Here is a 12,410-nt window from a genome sequence, read left to right as displayed (position 1 = left end):
CCGTATCTTTTTATACGTCTGTACCAAGATAGCCGACATCCCCGATTGGGGCAAGCGAGGTCCTCATGCTGTTCGACCGTCATCGGCCGCACGCCTTTCGCGAGCGGCGTGTCGAGCCCGCTGCCGCTCAAGCTGTGGCAGCGGCAGAAGAAGCCGCGGTTCTGCGCCGAGCCACCAGAGCGCCAGGCCTTCGCGCCTGGGCCGTTCACCTCGCTCATGATCGCATGCGGGTCGTCACCGTGGAGGCTTGGAACAGCGCCGACGCATTCCGCCAGGACCCGGATGCACGAGAGCCTGGGGTGGGTCTCTTCGCCTGGGTCGCCACCGGCGGGCGTAAGCCTACTCCCGTCGACGACCCGGAGGCGGGCGTTATCGTGATCGACACCTTCCCCGTCTGGCGCCCGCTCGTACGTCCCGTGTCGCTCTTCAACGCCCGCAACGGCGAGGGCTTCAACCGTCAGCCGGGTTGCGTATCGACAACTGTGATGCGCGGCTTGGGTGTGGGTCGGATTGCCACCTACGCCCGCTGGCGGACGGTGGCCGACTTCACAGCGGCCTTCACGGCGACGACAGGCCACCCGGTCGACAGCACCGACGCGATCAACGAAGCGGCGGCCCGCATGACCGCCGGGCTGATCCGGACGGACTACCACGCCTACGACCTCGTAGCCTTCCAAGGAGAACGCTCATGACCTCGGCACTCCGCCCAGGCTCCACCGGCGACTTTCCCTCGACCGCCCCCGTCGTGATCGCAGGGGCGGGCCCCGTGGGGCTGACGCTGGCCTTGGCTCTGGCACGCGCCGACGTGCGCTCACTCGTGCTGGAACGGAAGGCCGTTCTTGACCCCCACTCGCGCGCGACCCTGATGGTGCCCCGCAGCCTCCAGTTCCTTGACCAGCTCGGCCTGATGCCGGCCCTTCTGGCGCAGGGGCAACGAAACGACGCCATCCGCATCCTGCGTGCAGGCGACCGCAGGCCGCTCTTCACCTTCGACTTCGCCCCACCGGCCTCCCGCACGTCCACGCCGTTCGCACTGGCACTGGCGCAGGACCGGACGGAGAAGATCCTCTTGGACGCGGTGCGCGCGACGGGCCTCGTCCAGGTAGAGTTCAGCACGCCGTTCGAGGCCTTCGAGCAGGGCGGGGAGAGTCTGCGCGTGCTAGCGGGAGGTCAGATGGTCGAGGCCGAGTATCTCGTGGGCTGCGATGGCGCACATTCGGCCGTGCGTGGCGCCTTGGGCTGGACGCTGGAAGGCAAGACCTACCCGACGCGGGCCGTGCTGGCCGACGTGCGCGTCGCGCTGGAGCGCGGCTTGGCCGAAGGCTGGCTGGCCGACCCGAAGGCGTCCTCCTTCACGATCGCGATCCGCTTTGCCGACGACACCTGGCGCATCATCGAGTCGGCCGTGCCCGACACCGTCACGGACGCGGAGTTGCCAGGGCGGGCAAAGCGGCTGACCGAGAGCCTGTTCGGACCAGGCGCTTGGCGCGACACACTCTGGACAGCCGCGTATCGCAAGCACGAGCGCCGCTCCCCGCGCTATGTCGACGGCCGCGTCGTGCTGGCCGGCGACGCTGCGCACCTCAACAGCCCGGCCGGCGGGCAGGGGCTCAACGCAGGCCTTGCTGACGCCGAGGCCCTCGCCCAAACCTTGGCCATGGCGCTGGCGCAGCCAGCCGAGGCGGGCCGGCTTCTGCGGGACTATGAGGCGCAGCGGATCACGTCCTTTGATCAGAACGTGCGCGGTCTTACCGACGCGCTGGAGACCATGGAGACAGCGCCCGCCTGGCTTCGTGGCTTGGCCTTCTCGGGCCTAGGACTCGCGCGCGCCGCCGGGATCGAGCGCCTCGTCGCCCGCAGGCTCTCGATGTTGGACGCCGCTTGAGCGGGGCTGACGATCTGAACCCGGCAACCTTCAAGACAGGAGAGCTCTGATGCTCCAACTCGAACCGCGCTCCGGCAAGAGACCCGTCACCGGTGCCGAGCCGCCGCACCTCCAGCATAGCCAGACGAGCCCCGTGGCGATCCGCGAGGCGATGGCCGCCTGGGCCTTCTCGGGAGCGCTTCCTGGCGTGAGGGAGGAGGCGACGCGGATCTCGGTGCCAAGCTCGCGGGCGCTGTGGCTGGACGAAGCTTGGGCCGTAGCGCCAGGAGCGTTCATGCCACCTCCAGGCTCGCGCGAGTTCGCGCACCTTCACGAGGACGGCAGCCTGCACCTGACTCTTTCGCCCAGGGACGAGGCGGAAGTGCTGGCCAAGGGCTGGGGCGAAGCTCATCCGTGGAAGCACCGGGGCATCAACGAAATCCTCGTCTATGCGCCCCGCGACGAGCAGGAAGCGGCGGTCGTCAGGCATGTACTCCGAGCCAGCTACGCTCATGCGATTGGGAAGTCGGATTGAACAGGCAGAGCCCAAGATGAGCCTGCAAGAGTGGATTTGCGTAAACTTTGATTTTTGCACGACCATGCAAGTGCGATGTGCGGTCGCCGCTGCGTTGCATGCGGCTACTTTGCTTCGGCGGGGCTCAGCGCGGCAAGGCTCGCGGCCCGCTCTCCGGCCTGGAACGGCTTGGTGAGCCGCGGGAAGCCGGGCGCGATCCCGTCTATCTCGGCGTAGCCTGAGATGATGAGCGCCGGCAGGTCGGGTCGATGGGCGCGAAGGCTACGTGCCAAGTCCACGCCGCTCATGCCCGGCATAAGGTGGTCGCTGACCACGAGGTCGGGCGCGAGACCCTCCTCCACGAGGCGCAGCGCCTCCTCGGCCGAGGCCGCCTCCACTACCTCGTAGCCCAGGTCCATCAGCATGTCGGCCGTGCTCAGGCGCACGAGGTCCTCGTCGTCAACAAGGAGTGCCGTGCCCAGCGCTTGGTGGGACGTAATGGTGCTTGGCCCCTTATTGTCTGTCTCAACGGCGACGGCGCTGATGGGCAGCCAAAGGTCCACAGTGGTGCCCTGGCCCGGTCGGCTGGTGATCGTAAGCCCACCACCCAGGTGAGAGGCCAGCCCGTGGACCATCGAGAGCCCGAGGCCCGTGCCTTTGCCGACGCAGTCTCACCTGGTGAGCAGATGCGCCTGATGGCGGGGCAGGACTGTCGACCTCCTCTCCGCCTGGGATGGGATCGAGCGTTTGAAGAAACGCCTTGAGCTGGCTCAATTCCCTCTGGCCGAGATCCAGCGGCCGGAGCTCGCTATGTCCAGCCGGAGCCGCGGGCGCCGCGATATAATGTGATAGGACTTCGTCCAGCGTTCCGATCTGCCCAGCGTGCATGTAGGGAGGCCGATCCGCGGCGCCGCGAAGGGACGGCGTCTTGAACGCGCGCAGCATGTCGTGATCCGGTTCGGCCATGAAACGCAGCTCCGTGCAGTCCTTCTCAGCCGCGTCGCTGTAGGGACCGAGGCAGTTGAACGGATCTTCGAGCACGTGACGCGCGCCACTTTCTCGCCCTGCATCCTCGGGGAGATCCCGCAGAGCCGGCACGCCGGTGTTGTGAAAGTGGTTGTCGGTCAGGAGCGGGCCGTTGTGGCAGTTGACGCACTCGGCCTTGCCGACGAACAGCCGGAGCCCCGCGATCTCGTCCTCGCTCAGGATGCCCGGCTCAGGGAACTTGCTCGAAGCAAACCAGGCATCGAAGCGCGTCTCCGGCGGCAGGATTGTTCGCTCGTAGCTCGCGACGGCCTTGCCGATATTGGCGAAGACCTTATTGACGGCCTCGCGGTTCTCCTCGCCCAATTTCGCCCACGCAGTCGCGGCCGCCGGGTCGGCGATCGGACCGGCCCTGCGGGGAAGATCCGATAGCTCCGGCAATGGGCCGAAGATCGCCTCGTAGTCCATGCGGTAATGCTCTTTCATGAGATGCGCATAAAGCGTGCGGTCTCCACCGTGCTCCACCGTGCTCTCGAGCGGACCGAGGGCCTGCGACCACAGGCTGTCCTTGCGCCCGTCCCAGAACAGAAAGGGGGCATGCGCCATGCCGGCCAGCGGCATGGTCCGTCGGTCCGTCCGGCCCATGCCCTGCCCGAGCGGCAGGTCGTCCTGGAACTGGCGTTCGGGAAGATGGCAAGTGGCGCAGGCGACCTTCCCGTTTCCGCTGAAACGGGTGTCGAAGAAGATGGCGCGGCCCAGTTCGGCCGCACGAGGATCGTCGGCGACCCGGTTCGAGGGATCTACCGGAGACGCGGGCAGCGCAGCCAGCGAGAGGGAGCGCACGAGCGCGACCTCGGTCTCGCTCCAGCGCTGACCGCTCGGAAGAGCCAGGACGAGCGAACCCGCGACGGCGACCGCAGGAATTGTCAGGAGGAGTATGCGCATCCCCGGTCTCACAGCATGAGATTGAACGTGACGGTATCGGCACCCGCCGCGCTGTCGATGCTCAGGTCGATCACCCACCAGCCGGACATGTTGAACTTCATGCCCTCAATGAGGAACTGCCCTTTGCCGATCGAGCGGGTCACGGCCGGAGCTGTGGGCAGCCCGTGCCCGTGCTGGGGCATCCCGCCATCGACGGAAATCGACGCCGCCTCGATCGGTGCGCCCGCAGCATCGGTGAGTGACACCGTCCAGGAGTGCATCGGACCGACGGTGACGGGTTCGGTCACGGGCGCGAGCGCTGCGAGATAGAGTCCGGAAGCGGTCGCCTTGGACATTGCCAGATCGAGATCGCTCGGAACGGATCGAGAGAAAAATCCGGCGGCGACGCCGGTTGCGAGAACGAGCACCGGAATGCCGAACAAAATTGCCCGGCGCGTGGGAAAGTAGGGCATTGTTGCCTCCAGGGGTAACTGAAGAGCCGCATATACCGCCGGTTTCGATGGGCCGCTTGAACGGAACGGCTAAAGATTGACCGGCAGTAAATGATGGGCGCCCTCGCGAAGAGAATATCGATGGCGACGAAAGTTACGAGAGACGGTCGGATCGTTCTCTGGGAAGGCGCGAGCCTCTGGACCTTCGACGTGCTGCCGCAAGGGGAGCAGCGCGTAAACCGGATGCACACGCACCACGCGTTCCAACTCACCCTTTCCGCGGGCGGCATCGCGAATATCCGCACGCCGGATAGCCTGATCGAAGGACCGGTCATCCTGATCGGGCCGGATGTTCCGCACGCGATCGAACCGGAGGGACGTATTGCGCTGCTTTTCGTCGAGCCCGAAAGTCGCGCAGGCGCGCGACTGCGCCACTTGCTCGGCGGGGTGCCCATTGCCCGCCTGGCGCCCGATCCTCGTTTCGAACAGGTCCTTGCGCGAGTCTGGGACGCGCCCGCGCCACTCGGAGCCGACGTTGCCGGTATCGGTCAGGAGATCCTTCAGCACATCCTGGGGCACGAGGAGGCAGAGGCCGCACTCGACCCGCGCATCTTGCGGGTTCTCCATTGGATGGAGGGCCGCGACGGAGAAAGCGCTGCCCTTGCGGAGGCGGCACGCATCGCGTGCCTGTCGCCCAGCCGGTTCAGCCATCTCTTCGTCGAGCAGGTGGGCCTGCCGTTTCGGACTTTTCTCCTCTGGCGGCGGCTCATGCGCGCAGTGGCCCAGGTTTCTCGCGGAGACAGCCTGACTGCTGCCGCGCACCAGGCGGGCTTTGCCGATTCCGCGCATTTCAGCCGGACGTTCCACCGGATGTTCGGGTTGCCCGCCGCCGCGCTCGAACTGGCCCGGTCCGACGCTTAGCTGCTTCGTTCAAGCGCGGGCGCCGGAAAGTCCGTAGATCTGCTCCATCTTCACAGGAGCCTACGTTCATGAAACTCGCTCGCCGCGCCGCCCTTCATGCCATTGCGGGCCTCGCGCTCGCCCCGTCTCTGGCCACCGCAGTCCGTGGACAGCAGAGTCCGGAGACCCACACCTCCAGCGAGGTAGTGGCGATGCTGCTCTATCCCCGCATGACTGCCCTTGACCTCGTCGGGCCGTATCACTTCCTCGCCTCCACCGGAGCTCGAGTTGAACTCGTATCGGCTGACCCGTCGCTCGCCCCGGTGCCGAGCGATCTCGGTCTGGCGATTCAGCCCACCATGAGCTTCGAGACCTGCCCGAAGGATCTGACGCTGCTGTTCGTTCCAGGAGGAACGGGAGGCACCATCGCCGCCGCGCGCGACCCTGACACCATCGCCTTCGTGCGCGACCGTGCCGCGCGCGCCCGCTATGTCACCAGTGTCTGCACCGGATCGTTGATCCTCGGGGTTGCCGGCGCGCTGCGCGGCAAGCGCGCCACCTCGCATTGGATCGCCCGCGACCTGCTCACCCAGTTTGAGGCGATCCCGACGGCGGGCCGCGTCGTGCGAGACGGCGGGCTCATCACCGGCGGCGGAGTTTCGGCGGGGCTCGACTTCGGGCTGGCCCTTGCCGCCGAGCTGCGGGGAGAAGAGGCGGCGCGGGCAATCCAGCTGATCTCCGAATACGATCCCGAACCGCCTTTCGACAGTGGATCGCCAGAGACCGCTTCTGCCGAGACGGTAGCCGCGATTAGCGCCGGCCTTGCCCGCTTCGTGGATGAGGCGCAAACATTGCGGATCGTTACGGCATGACTGTGGCTGCGCCGGATCGGGAAGAGATACGCCGATCATTTCCGGTTGCGGCGCACCTGCTGTCGCTGCGTCTGTCGGAAACGGCCGACCTGCCGCTGTGGGCCATCCGCACGGGCGTGCCTGCTCTGGTCTGCCTGACGCCTTCGCTTCAGGCCTCCTTGACCAACGGCGCGTCCGAGCTCTGGCAGGAACTTCGGGGTGAGGGTGCGGAGCGACTGGGTGCGTTGATGGGCCGTGCCCTCACTCGATACATGATGCACAGGAACCAATATCTCGCGTTCCCGCGGGACTGGGATCGCGAAGCGCAGGCTCTCTACGCTGATCTCCTACACGCACTTCCCTCCGCAGCCCAATTCGAACGAAAGGCTGCCAACTTGCTCCGCAAGCACCAGGCTCGTCTCCGAGCTCTGCTCGCCTCCCGCGAGGCCGGCGCGACGGCGGCTGATGAACCCCTGTGCGCCCACTACAGCCCGGGCTTGCAGCTCCGCCTCCTGGACATCACGCCGACAGACATGCCGGGCCCTGTCCTCGATCTCGGTTGTGGTGAAGACGCCGCCCTGGTTCACGAACTCCACCGCCTCGGGCGGATCGACGCCTGGGGCCTGGACGCGCTCTGCGAGACAAACGGTCACTTGTTCCGAGGCGACTGGAATGACGCTCGCTTCACGCCGGCCGCCTGGGGCACGATCCTTGCACACCATTCCTTTAGCCTGCATGCGTTTCGGGCGCATCTGCACGGCCCCGACACGACGGCAACTCGCCACGCCCGCACCTACATGCGCATCCTCGCTTCGCTGAAGCCCGGCGGCAGCTTCCGCTATGCGCCGGCGCTGCCGTTTCTGGAAGACCTTCTTCCCGCCGATCAGTGGCTCGTCCGGCGTCGCGAACTACCCGTCGTTGCGCCCGACGGATTCCGCTTCCAGACCGCCTGCGTGATCGCTCTGCCGTATGGCACGACTAAGGGAAATACAAATGTCTGAACGTGTTATTCTACCTTCGCATGCGGGAGACGTCCCCTCGCTCCGGGTCTTCTCTGGCCCGATCTTCAAGCTGAACGGCGCGCGCAAGCTTAAGGCGGGCTCGCAAACATCCTCGGGCATTGGGCGCTGCGGGGCTTCGGCCTCTTCGCGGTGCGCAACCGCAAAACCGGCACCTTCGTCGGCAGCGTCGGCCTCATCGAGCCCGAAGGCTGGCCGGAGCCCGAGGCGACCTGGACCATTGCTACCGAGCACCAGGGTAAGGGCTATGCGCGAGAGGCGGCGTCAGCCGTCCTTGCGCATACGTTCGACACTGTCCGGTCTTCCCGCGTCGTAAGCTACATCCCGCCGGACAACGCCGCCTCGAGGCGCGTGGCCTCGGCCATCGGCATGGCCCGATCGGGCGAGGTTGCGGTGTTCGGGGATACGGCTGAGCGGTGGGTCACCGTCAGGGGAGACGGCTGCCCCCTGCAAGAAAATAATCCGGCGCCATGAGGGCGCCGGATCGTTTCGGTCATGTCGTGCCAGATCACAACATCCAGAGGGCCATCCAGACAGCCATGCCGACCATGACGAGGTTCTCGGTGAGCGAGACGAAGCCGAGCGGCACGTTCGAGTTTCCGCCCACGCAGGCGCACTTGAGCTCGCGCCGGTCGACATAGACTGCCTTGTAGACAGACACCGCGCCGATGCCCCCGATGACGAACGCCACGGGCACCATAAGCCAGATCAGCGCACCGGCGATCATGAGCAAGCCGACCAGTGCCTCGGCCCAGGGGTAGACATAGGCATAGCGCGGCCAGCGCTGCGCGAGGAGATCGTAGCCCAGAAAGCCGTTCACGAACCCCTCGACGTCCCTGAGCTTCTGGAGTGCGAGGATAGCGGTCGCGAAGCCGAGGAAATACTGGAGCGTGTGCAGCGACAGGAGCGCCGCGGCGCCGCCCATGGCCCACGCGACGGCGAAGGCCAGCGCGGCTGCCATCGCGAAGATCGCGATCACCGGCATGTAGGTCGTCGCCTTCGGGTCGTGGACGGCGAGACCGAGATGTCGGCGGAGGTCGTCATGGCCGCCGACGCGCGCGCCCTCGATCCAGATCTGAGGCGTCGTGGCGACGCCGTGGCGGTCCTTGAAGGCGTCGGTCTCCTCGCGCGAGCGGAGCGGGTGGTCCTCCACCTGGAAGCCTTTCCGCTTGAGGAGGTGGAGCGCCTTGAGGCCCGAGGGGCAGACATGCTCCGGCATTGCCATGCGCCAGATCACGGCGTGCTTCGCAGAGCTGTCGCCCCTCATTTCGAGGTCAGTTGTTGCGGTCGTCATGTCCGTCTCCTGTCTTACCGCGCTCAGCGGCGGCTCCTGTCGAAAAGGTCAATAAGCTCGTCGAGCTTCTGCTTGGTTGCGGGCGCGTCACCGGCGGTGATGGCTTCGGACACGCAATGGGCCGCGTGGTCGCGCAGGATTTCGCCCTCGGCCTTCGCCAGCGCCGCCTTCACCGCCTGGATCTGCGTAAGGATGTCCATGCAGTAGCGGTCCTCCGCCACCATGCGCGCAATGCCCTGCACCTGCCCTGCAATGCGGTTGAGGCGCTTCAGTTTGGCTTCGCGCCTGTCGTCGTGTTGCGTCATTTCACTGTCCTGCAAATACCCGTGGGGGGTATATTGTACTGATTCCGTTCTGTGTCAATATACCCCGGCCGGGTATAGCCGAGTTGGCTGGATCTGCTTGCGGACGCGTGTCTTCGGCGCTCCCCAGCCGCGAATGGGAATATCATTCTGCCGCTTGCCGTCCGCCCGCTGCCGGATTATAGGACGGTTGTCCGTTTTAGGGAGTGAGTCGATGCCGAAGGTTGCACCGGAAGCCATGCAGGAACGTCGCGCGCAGATCGTTGCGGCAGCGATGCGCGTATTCGCCGAGAAGGGCCTGTCGCGCGCCACTCTCCGCGACGTCTTCCGAGAGGCGGGCCTGAGCGCCGGGGCTGTCTACAACTACTTTCAGTCGAAAGACGACATCATCCTCGCGGTGACCGAGGCGGGCATGGGCGATGCGCTGTCGGCCTTCGATGCGCAGGGCGCTGACGGCAGGCGTCTCGAGGAGGTGATCGACTACTTCTTTACGGAGCTTCAAGGCCTGGCAAACACGCCTGTGCCGCGCGTCGACATCATGATCGTGACCGAGGCGCTTGCGAACGACGACGTGCGCCGGTCCGTCCTGAAGAACCGCGCCGCAATCAAGGCGGCACTTGTCCGGCTCGTTGAGCGGAAGCAGGCGTCCGAGCCGAGTTGGCAGGCGCATCCCGCGCCGGTGCTGGCAGACCTCATCTACACCACCTACCAAGGCCTCGTGATGTCACTCGCGCTGGGCGAGGAAGTGGACCTTCCGGCATTTGGCACGGCGCTCAAGATGATGCGCTTCGGCTGACTCTTTTTTGCCCAAAAAAGCGGACGGACGTCCGTATTTATATGGAGATCGAAAATGTCCTTCTACGATCGGCATATTGCCCCCCGCCTCATCGACTGGTCCTGCGGCGGCAACGCCGTCACGCCGAACCGCCGGCGCATCGTGCCCGAGGCCGAGGGTCGCGTGCTGGAGATCGGCGCGGGCTCGGGCCTGAACCTGCCCTTCTACGACCCCGCGCGCGTTTCGCATCTCTGGGCCCTGGAGCCTGACGCCGCCATGCGCCGGCTGGCCCAGCCCCGAATCGCTGATGCGCCGGTCGGGCCGGACTGGCTCGCCGCATCAGCCGAGGCAATCCCGCTCGAAAATGCCTCCGTCGACACTGTGCTCACGACCTACACGCTCTGCACCGTGCCGCATGAACAGAGGGCGCTCGCCGAGATCCGGCGTGTTCTGAAGCCCGGCGGCCGGCTTCTTTTCTGCGAGCACGGCGCCGCTCCAAACGGGCGCGTCCGCCGTTGGCAGGACCGCCTGAACGGACTCAACCGCTGCCTCGGCGCCGGATGCAACATCAACCGCCGTCCCGACCGGGCCATCAAGATTGCAGGCTTCACGCTTGAGACGCTCGAGACTGGCTACCTTGCCGGCGTTCCGAAAATCGGCGCCTTCACCTTCCTCGGCGCTGGGCGTCCGACCTAACCGGAAGCCTAAGCGACCAAAGGACCGTACCCCATGACCATCCTCTGCTTTGCCCCGCCGGCCCCCGCGGGCAACGCCATGTGGCGCACGCTTTGCTCGCTCGTGTCCGTTTTCCTCGCCCGTCGGGCGGAACGGATCGCCGCGAGCGACCTCGCGCACATGTCAGACCGAATGCGGGCCGACATCGGCCTTCCTCCACGGGACCCCGCACATCCCACCTTTCCAGCCGTCGGCTTCGGCCTGTTCTGAACATCATCGCTAAAGGACGCATACCAATGACCACTCTCTCCCAGATTCAACACGTTCGCGAACCCCTAAGGCTGCGCCGCTTCGGCTACTTGCTGGCCTCGGTCGCCGCCATCGCAGTTGCCGGCGGCGCGGCGCAGGAGATCCACCGCAGGACCACCCAAATCGCGCTGTCCGTCGAGGAGAGCCTCGTCGATATCGGCGGGCGCGACCTGCGTCTTGTCTGCTCCGGTGCGGGCGACCGGAAATACATCCTCGAGGCAGGTGCCACTGGCTTCGCCGAGACTTGGACCTGGGTTCAGGACGCTCTCGACGACGACGCGCGCGTCTGTTCCTACGACCGCGCGGGAATGGGTCTCAGCGACCCGTCACCCGATGGCTTCGACCCGGCCAGAGTTGCAACTGACCTACACGCCGCCCTGACGGTGTCGGGCGAGGACGGCCCCTACATTCTCGTCGGGCACTCCCTTGGCGGCTTCCTGATCCGCGACTTCGCCGCGCAGTATCCGCAGGACGTCGAGGCGCTTGTCTTCGTCGATTCGTCGCACGAGGATCAGCTGTCGATAATGCCCGAAGACGCTGCCGAGATGACGCGGAATTTCCCGAACACGCTCCGCATGCTGTCGCATCTCTCCGCCACAGGTCTTCTCAACCTCTGGAACCCAATCGCCGCCGGAGCCGAAGGCCTCGAAGGCGAGGCGCTGCGTGCGGCCGAGGCCTTCGCAGGTGACCGCGTGCACCTCGCGGCCTCAGCCGACGAGATGGAGCATTGGGACGACATCTCCGCGCGCGTCCGACAGCAAGAGCGGCCTCGCGATCTGCCAGTGCTCGCGGTCACTGCGGGCGCCTCGGTGAAAGGCCAACCCGACTTCGCCGAAGCCTTCTCGACGCTCCACGTCGCGCTCGCAGAAGGTTCCGACCAGGGCCGGCACATCGTCATGTCAGCCGCAAACCACTTCTCGATCCTTACGGACCGGGAACAGGGCGCAGAACTTGCACGCCTCATCGCCACCTTCGCGGGCGTGGCCATCGACTGAAGTTGTCGCGGGTGTGGATCGGCTTGGGGGTCGGACCCCATGCTGAAAGCTCGTAAGGCATAGATGATACAGAACAATTCTCGTCTTAGGCAGGGCCCCGTCGGCGCCAATCGGAACCCCACCCTAGGCGCAGAATTGTGCTTTCAATCGATGGCTTACAGCAGTCTCACAAGGGTCACAGTTCGGAGCCGATCAACAGTGGTAGCCGCTCCAGCGGCGCCAGAGCGTCCGGCCGAAGCGCTTGATGGCGCGCAGGGCTTCGTTGCGCCCTGGGGCGCCGGGGTTGTCCTTCTTCCACGGCTTGGCGTTCCGACGCGGTGGGATGATCGCCTCACCGACCCGGAGGGCACGGCCGCGCGCGATCCGGCCAGGCCCATCATGCGAAACGAAAGGAGGCCGCGGGGAAGGGCTGCCCGCGCAGGCTCGCCGGTCCCGTCGCCCTGCGGCCCATCGAAAGGGCAGGGCAGGGGATCCGGATGGTACCGGGGGCGAGTGCATCAGAGAGGATAGTGGGGGACGGCGCAGAGCTGCACGGCGTGCGACCCAATCCCC

At 66.1% G+C, this 12,410-nt stretch carries 16 protein-coding genes and 1 pseudogene; 11 read left to right on the top strand and 6 right to left on the bottom strand.

Annotated elements, in window-relative coordinates:
* The first annotated feature begins 65 nt into the window (after window positions 1-65).
* The 3 genes from DR046_RS23300 to DR046_RS19405 are packed head-to-tail and all read left to right on the top strand — an operon-like array spanning window position 66 to window position 2,399.
* Window positions 66-692 (top strand): hypothetical protein, encoded by a 627-nt coding sequence (locus DR046_RS23300; RefSeq protein WP_135227336.1) that lies wholly within the window; start codon window positions 66-68, stop codon window positions 690-692.
* Window positions 689-1,885, top strand: coding sequence for an FAD-dependent oxidoreductase (locus DR046_RS19410; RefSeq protein WP_115384030.1), 1,197 nt, complete (start codon window positions 689-691; stop codon window positions 1,883-1,885). The genes DR046_RS23300 and DR046_RS19410 overlap by 4 nt, the downstream gene beginning before the upstream one ends.
* 49 nt (window positions 1,886-1,934) lie before the next feature.
* A complete protein-coding gene (locus DR046_RS19405) occupies window positions 1,935-2,399 on the top strand; it encodes a luciferase domain-containing protein (RefSeq protein ID WP_115384029.1) in 465 nt (154 codons plus the stop codon).
* Between the two features lie 104 nt (window positions 2,400-2,503).
* Here DR046_RS19405 and DR046_RS24720 read toward each other — a convergent pair whose 3' ends face one another.
* Genes DR046_RS24720 through DR046_RS19390 form a run of 3 tightly spaced genes read right to left on the bottom strand, consistent with a single transcriptional unit; the run spans window position 2,504 to window position 4,759 of the window.
* Window positions 2,504-3,013 (bottom strand): response regulator, encoded by a 510-nt coding sequence (locus DR046_RS24720; RefSeq protein ID WP_115384028.1) that lies wholly within the window; start codon window positions 3,011-3,013, stop codon window positions 2,504-2,506.
* Window positions 2,904-4,307 carry a cytochrome-c peroxidase gene (locus tag DR046_RS19395; RefSeq protein WP_209313622.1) on the bottom strand — a complete coding sequence of 468 codons (1,404 nt, stop codon included), beginning with the start codon at window positions 4,305-4,307 and terminating at the stop codon, window positions 2,904-2,906. Before DR046_RS19395 ends, DR046_RS24720 begins: the two co-directional genes overlap by 110 nt.
* An 8-nt stretch (window positions 4,308-4,315) precedes the next feature.
* A complete protein-coding gene (locus tag DR046_RS19390; RefSeq protein ID WP_115384027.1) occupies window positions 4,316-4,759 on the bottom strand; it encodes a FixH family protein in 444 nt (147 codons plus the stop codon).
* Window positions 4,760-4,849: 90 nt separating this feature from the next.
* Between DR046_RS19390 and DR046_RS19385 the strand changes: the two genes are divergently transcribed.
* The 4 genes from DR046_RS19385 (at window position 4,850) to DR046_RS19370 (ending at window position 7,982) form a co-directional block, all read left to right on the top strand.
* Entirely contained in the window at window positions 4,850-5,659 is an 810-nt protein-coding gene (locus DR046_RS19385; protein WP_115384026.1) for an AraC family transcriptional regulator, read from the top strand.
* A gap of 68 nt (window positions 5,660-5,727) precedes the next feature.
* Window positions 5,728-6,510, top strand: coding sequence for a DJ-1/PfpI family protein (locus tag DR046_RS19380; protein ID WP_115384025.1), 783 nt, complete (start codon window positions 5,728-5,730; stop codon window positions 6,508-6,510).
* Window positions 6,507-7,490, top strand: coding sequence for a class I SAM-dependent methyltransferase (locus tag DR046_RS19375; protein WP_115384024.1), 984 nt, complete (start codon window positions 6,507-6,509; stop codon window positions 7,488-7,490). Before DR046_RS19380 ends, DR046_RS19375 begins: the two co-directional genes overlap by 4 nt.
* 108 nt (window positions 7,491-7,598) lie before the next feature.
* Window positions 7,599-7,982 carry a GNAT family N-acetyltransferase gene (locus tag DR046_RS19370; RefSeq protein ID WP_115384023.1) on the top strand — a complete coding sequence of 128 codons (384 nt, stop codon included), beginning with the start codon at window positions 7,599-7,601 and terminating at the stop codon, window positions 7,980-7,982.
* Between the two features lie 34 nt (window positions 7,983-8,016).
* On the opposite strand, the gene DR046_RS19365 is transcribed toward DR046_RS19370, so the two are convergent.
* Both DR046_RS19365 and DR046_RS19360 read right to left on the bottom strand, forming a co-directional pair.
* Window positions 8,017-8,802, bottom strand: coding sequence for a MauE/DoxX family redox-associated membrane protein (locus DR046_RS19365; protein WP_306418061.1), 786 nt, complete (start codon window positions 8,800-8,802; stop codon window positions 8,017-8,019).
* Window positions 8,803-8,825: 23 nt separating this feature from the next.
* A complete protein-coding gene (locus DR046_RS19360; RefSeq protein ID WP_115384021.1) occupies window positions 8,826-9,107 on the bottom strand; it encodes a metal-sensitive transcriptional regulator in 282 nt (93 codons plus the stop codon).
* Window positions 9,108-9,240: 133 nt separating this feature from the next.
* Here DR046_RS19360 and DR046_RS19355 point away from each other — a divergent pair, with 133 nt between their 5' ends.
* From DR046_RS19355 to DR046_RS19340, 4 genes are read left to right on the top strand one after another with little or no spacing between them, the layout of a single operon-like run.
* Window positions 9,241-9,900: a TetR/AcrR family transcriptional regulator gene (locus DR046_RS19355; protein WP_167767195.1), complete on the top strand. Its 660-nt coding sequence runs from the start codon at window positions 9,241-9,243 to the stop codon at window positions 9,898-9,900.
* Window positions 9,901-9,954: 54 nt separating this feature from the next.
* Window positions 9,955-10,575 (top strand): class I SAM-dependent methyltransferase, encoded by a 621-nt coding sequence (locus DR046_RS19350; protein ID WP_115384019.1) that lies wholly within the window; start codon window positions 9,955-9,957, stop codon window positions 10,573-10,575.
* Between the two features lie 33 nt (window positions 10,576-10,608).
* The gene (locus DR046_RS19345) at window positions 10,609-10,824 is read left to right on the top strand and encodes a DUF1127 domain-containing protein (protein WP_115384018.1); all 216 of its coding nucleotides are present in this window, start codon (window positions 10,609-10,611) and stop codon (window positions 10,822-10,824) included.
* A gap of 26 nt (window positions 10,825-10,850) precedes the next feature.
* Window positions 10,851-11,858, top strand: a complete 1,008-nt coding sequence (locus DR046_RS19340; protein WP_115384017.1) for an alpha/beta fold hydrolase — start codon at window positions 10,851-10,853, stop codon at window positions 11,856-11,858.
* A 198-nt stretch (window positions 11,859-12,056) separates the two neighbouring features.
* On the opposite strand, the pseudogene DR046_RS19335 reads toward DR046_RS19340, so the two are convergent.
* Window positions 12,057-12,200: pseudogene (locus DR046_RS19335) on the bottom strand (IS5/IS1182 family transposase); the annotation flags it as partial.
* Between the last annotated feature and the right edge of the window lie 210 nt (window positions 12,201-12,410).

Source organism: Jannaschia formosa, from assembly GCF_003340555.1.
GTDB lineage: Bacteria > Pseudomonadota > Alphaproteobacteria > Rhodobacterales > Rhodobacteraceae > Jannaschia > Jannaschia formosa.
This window is presented reverse-complemented; position numbering and strand designations above follow the sequence as displayed.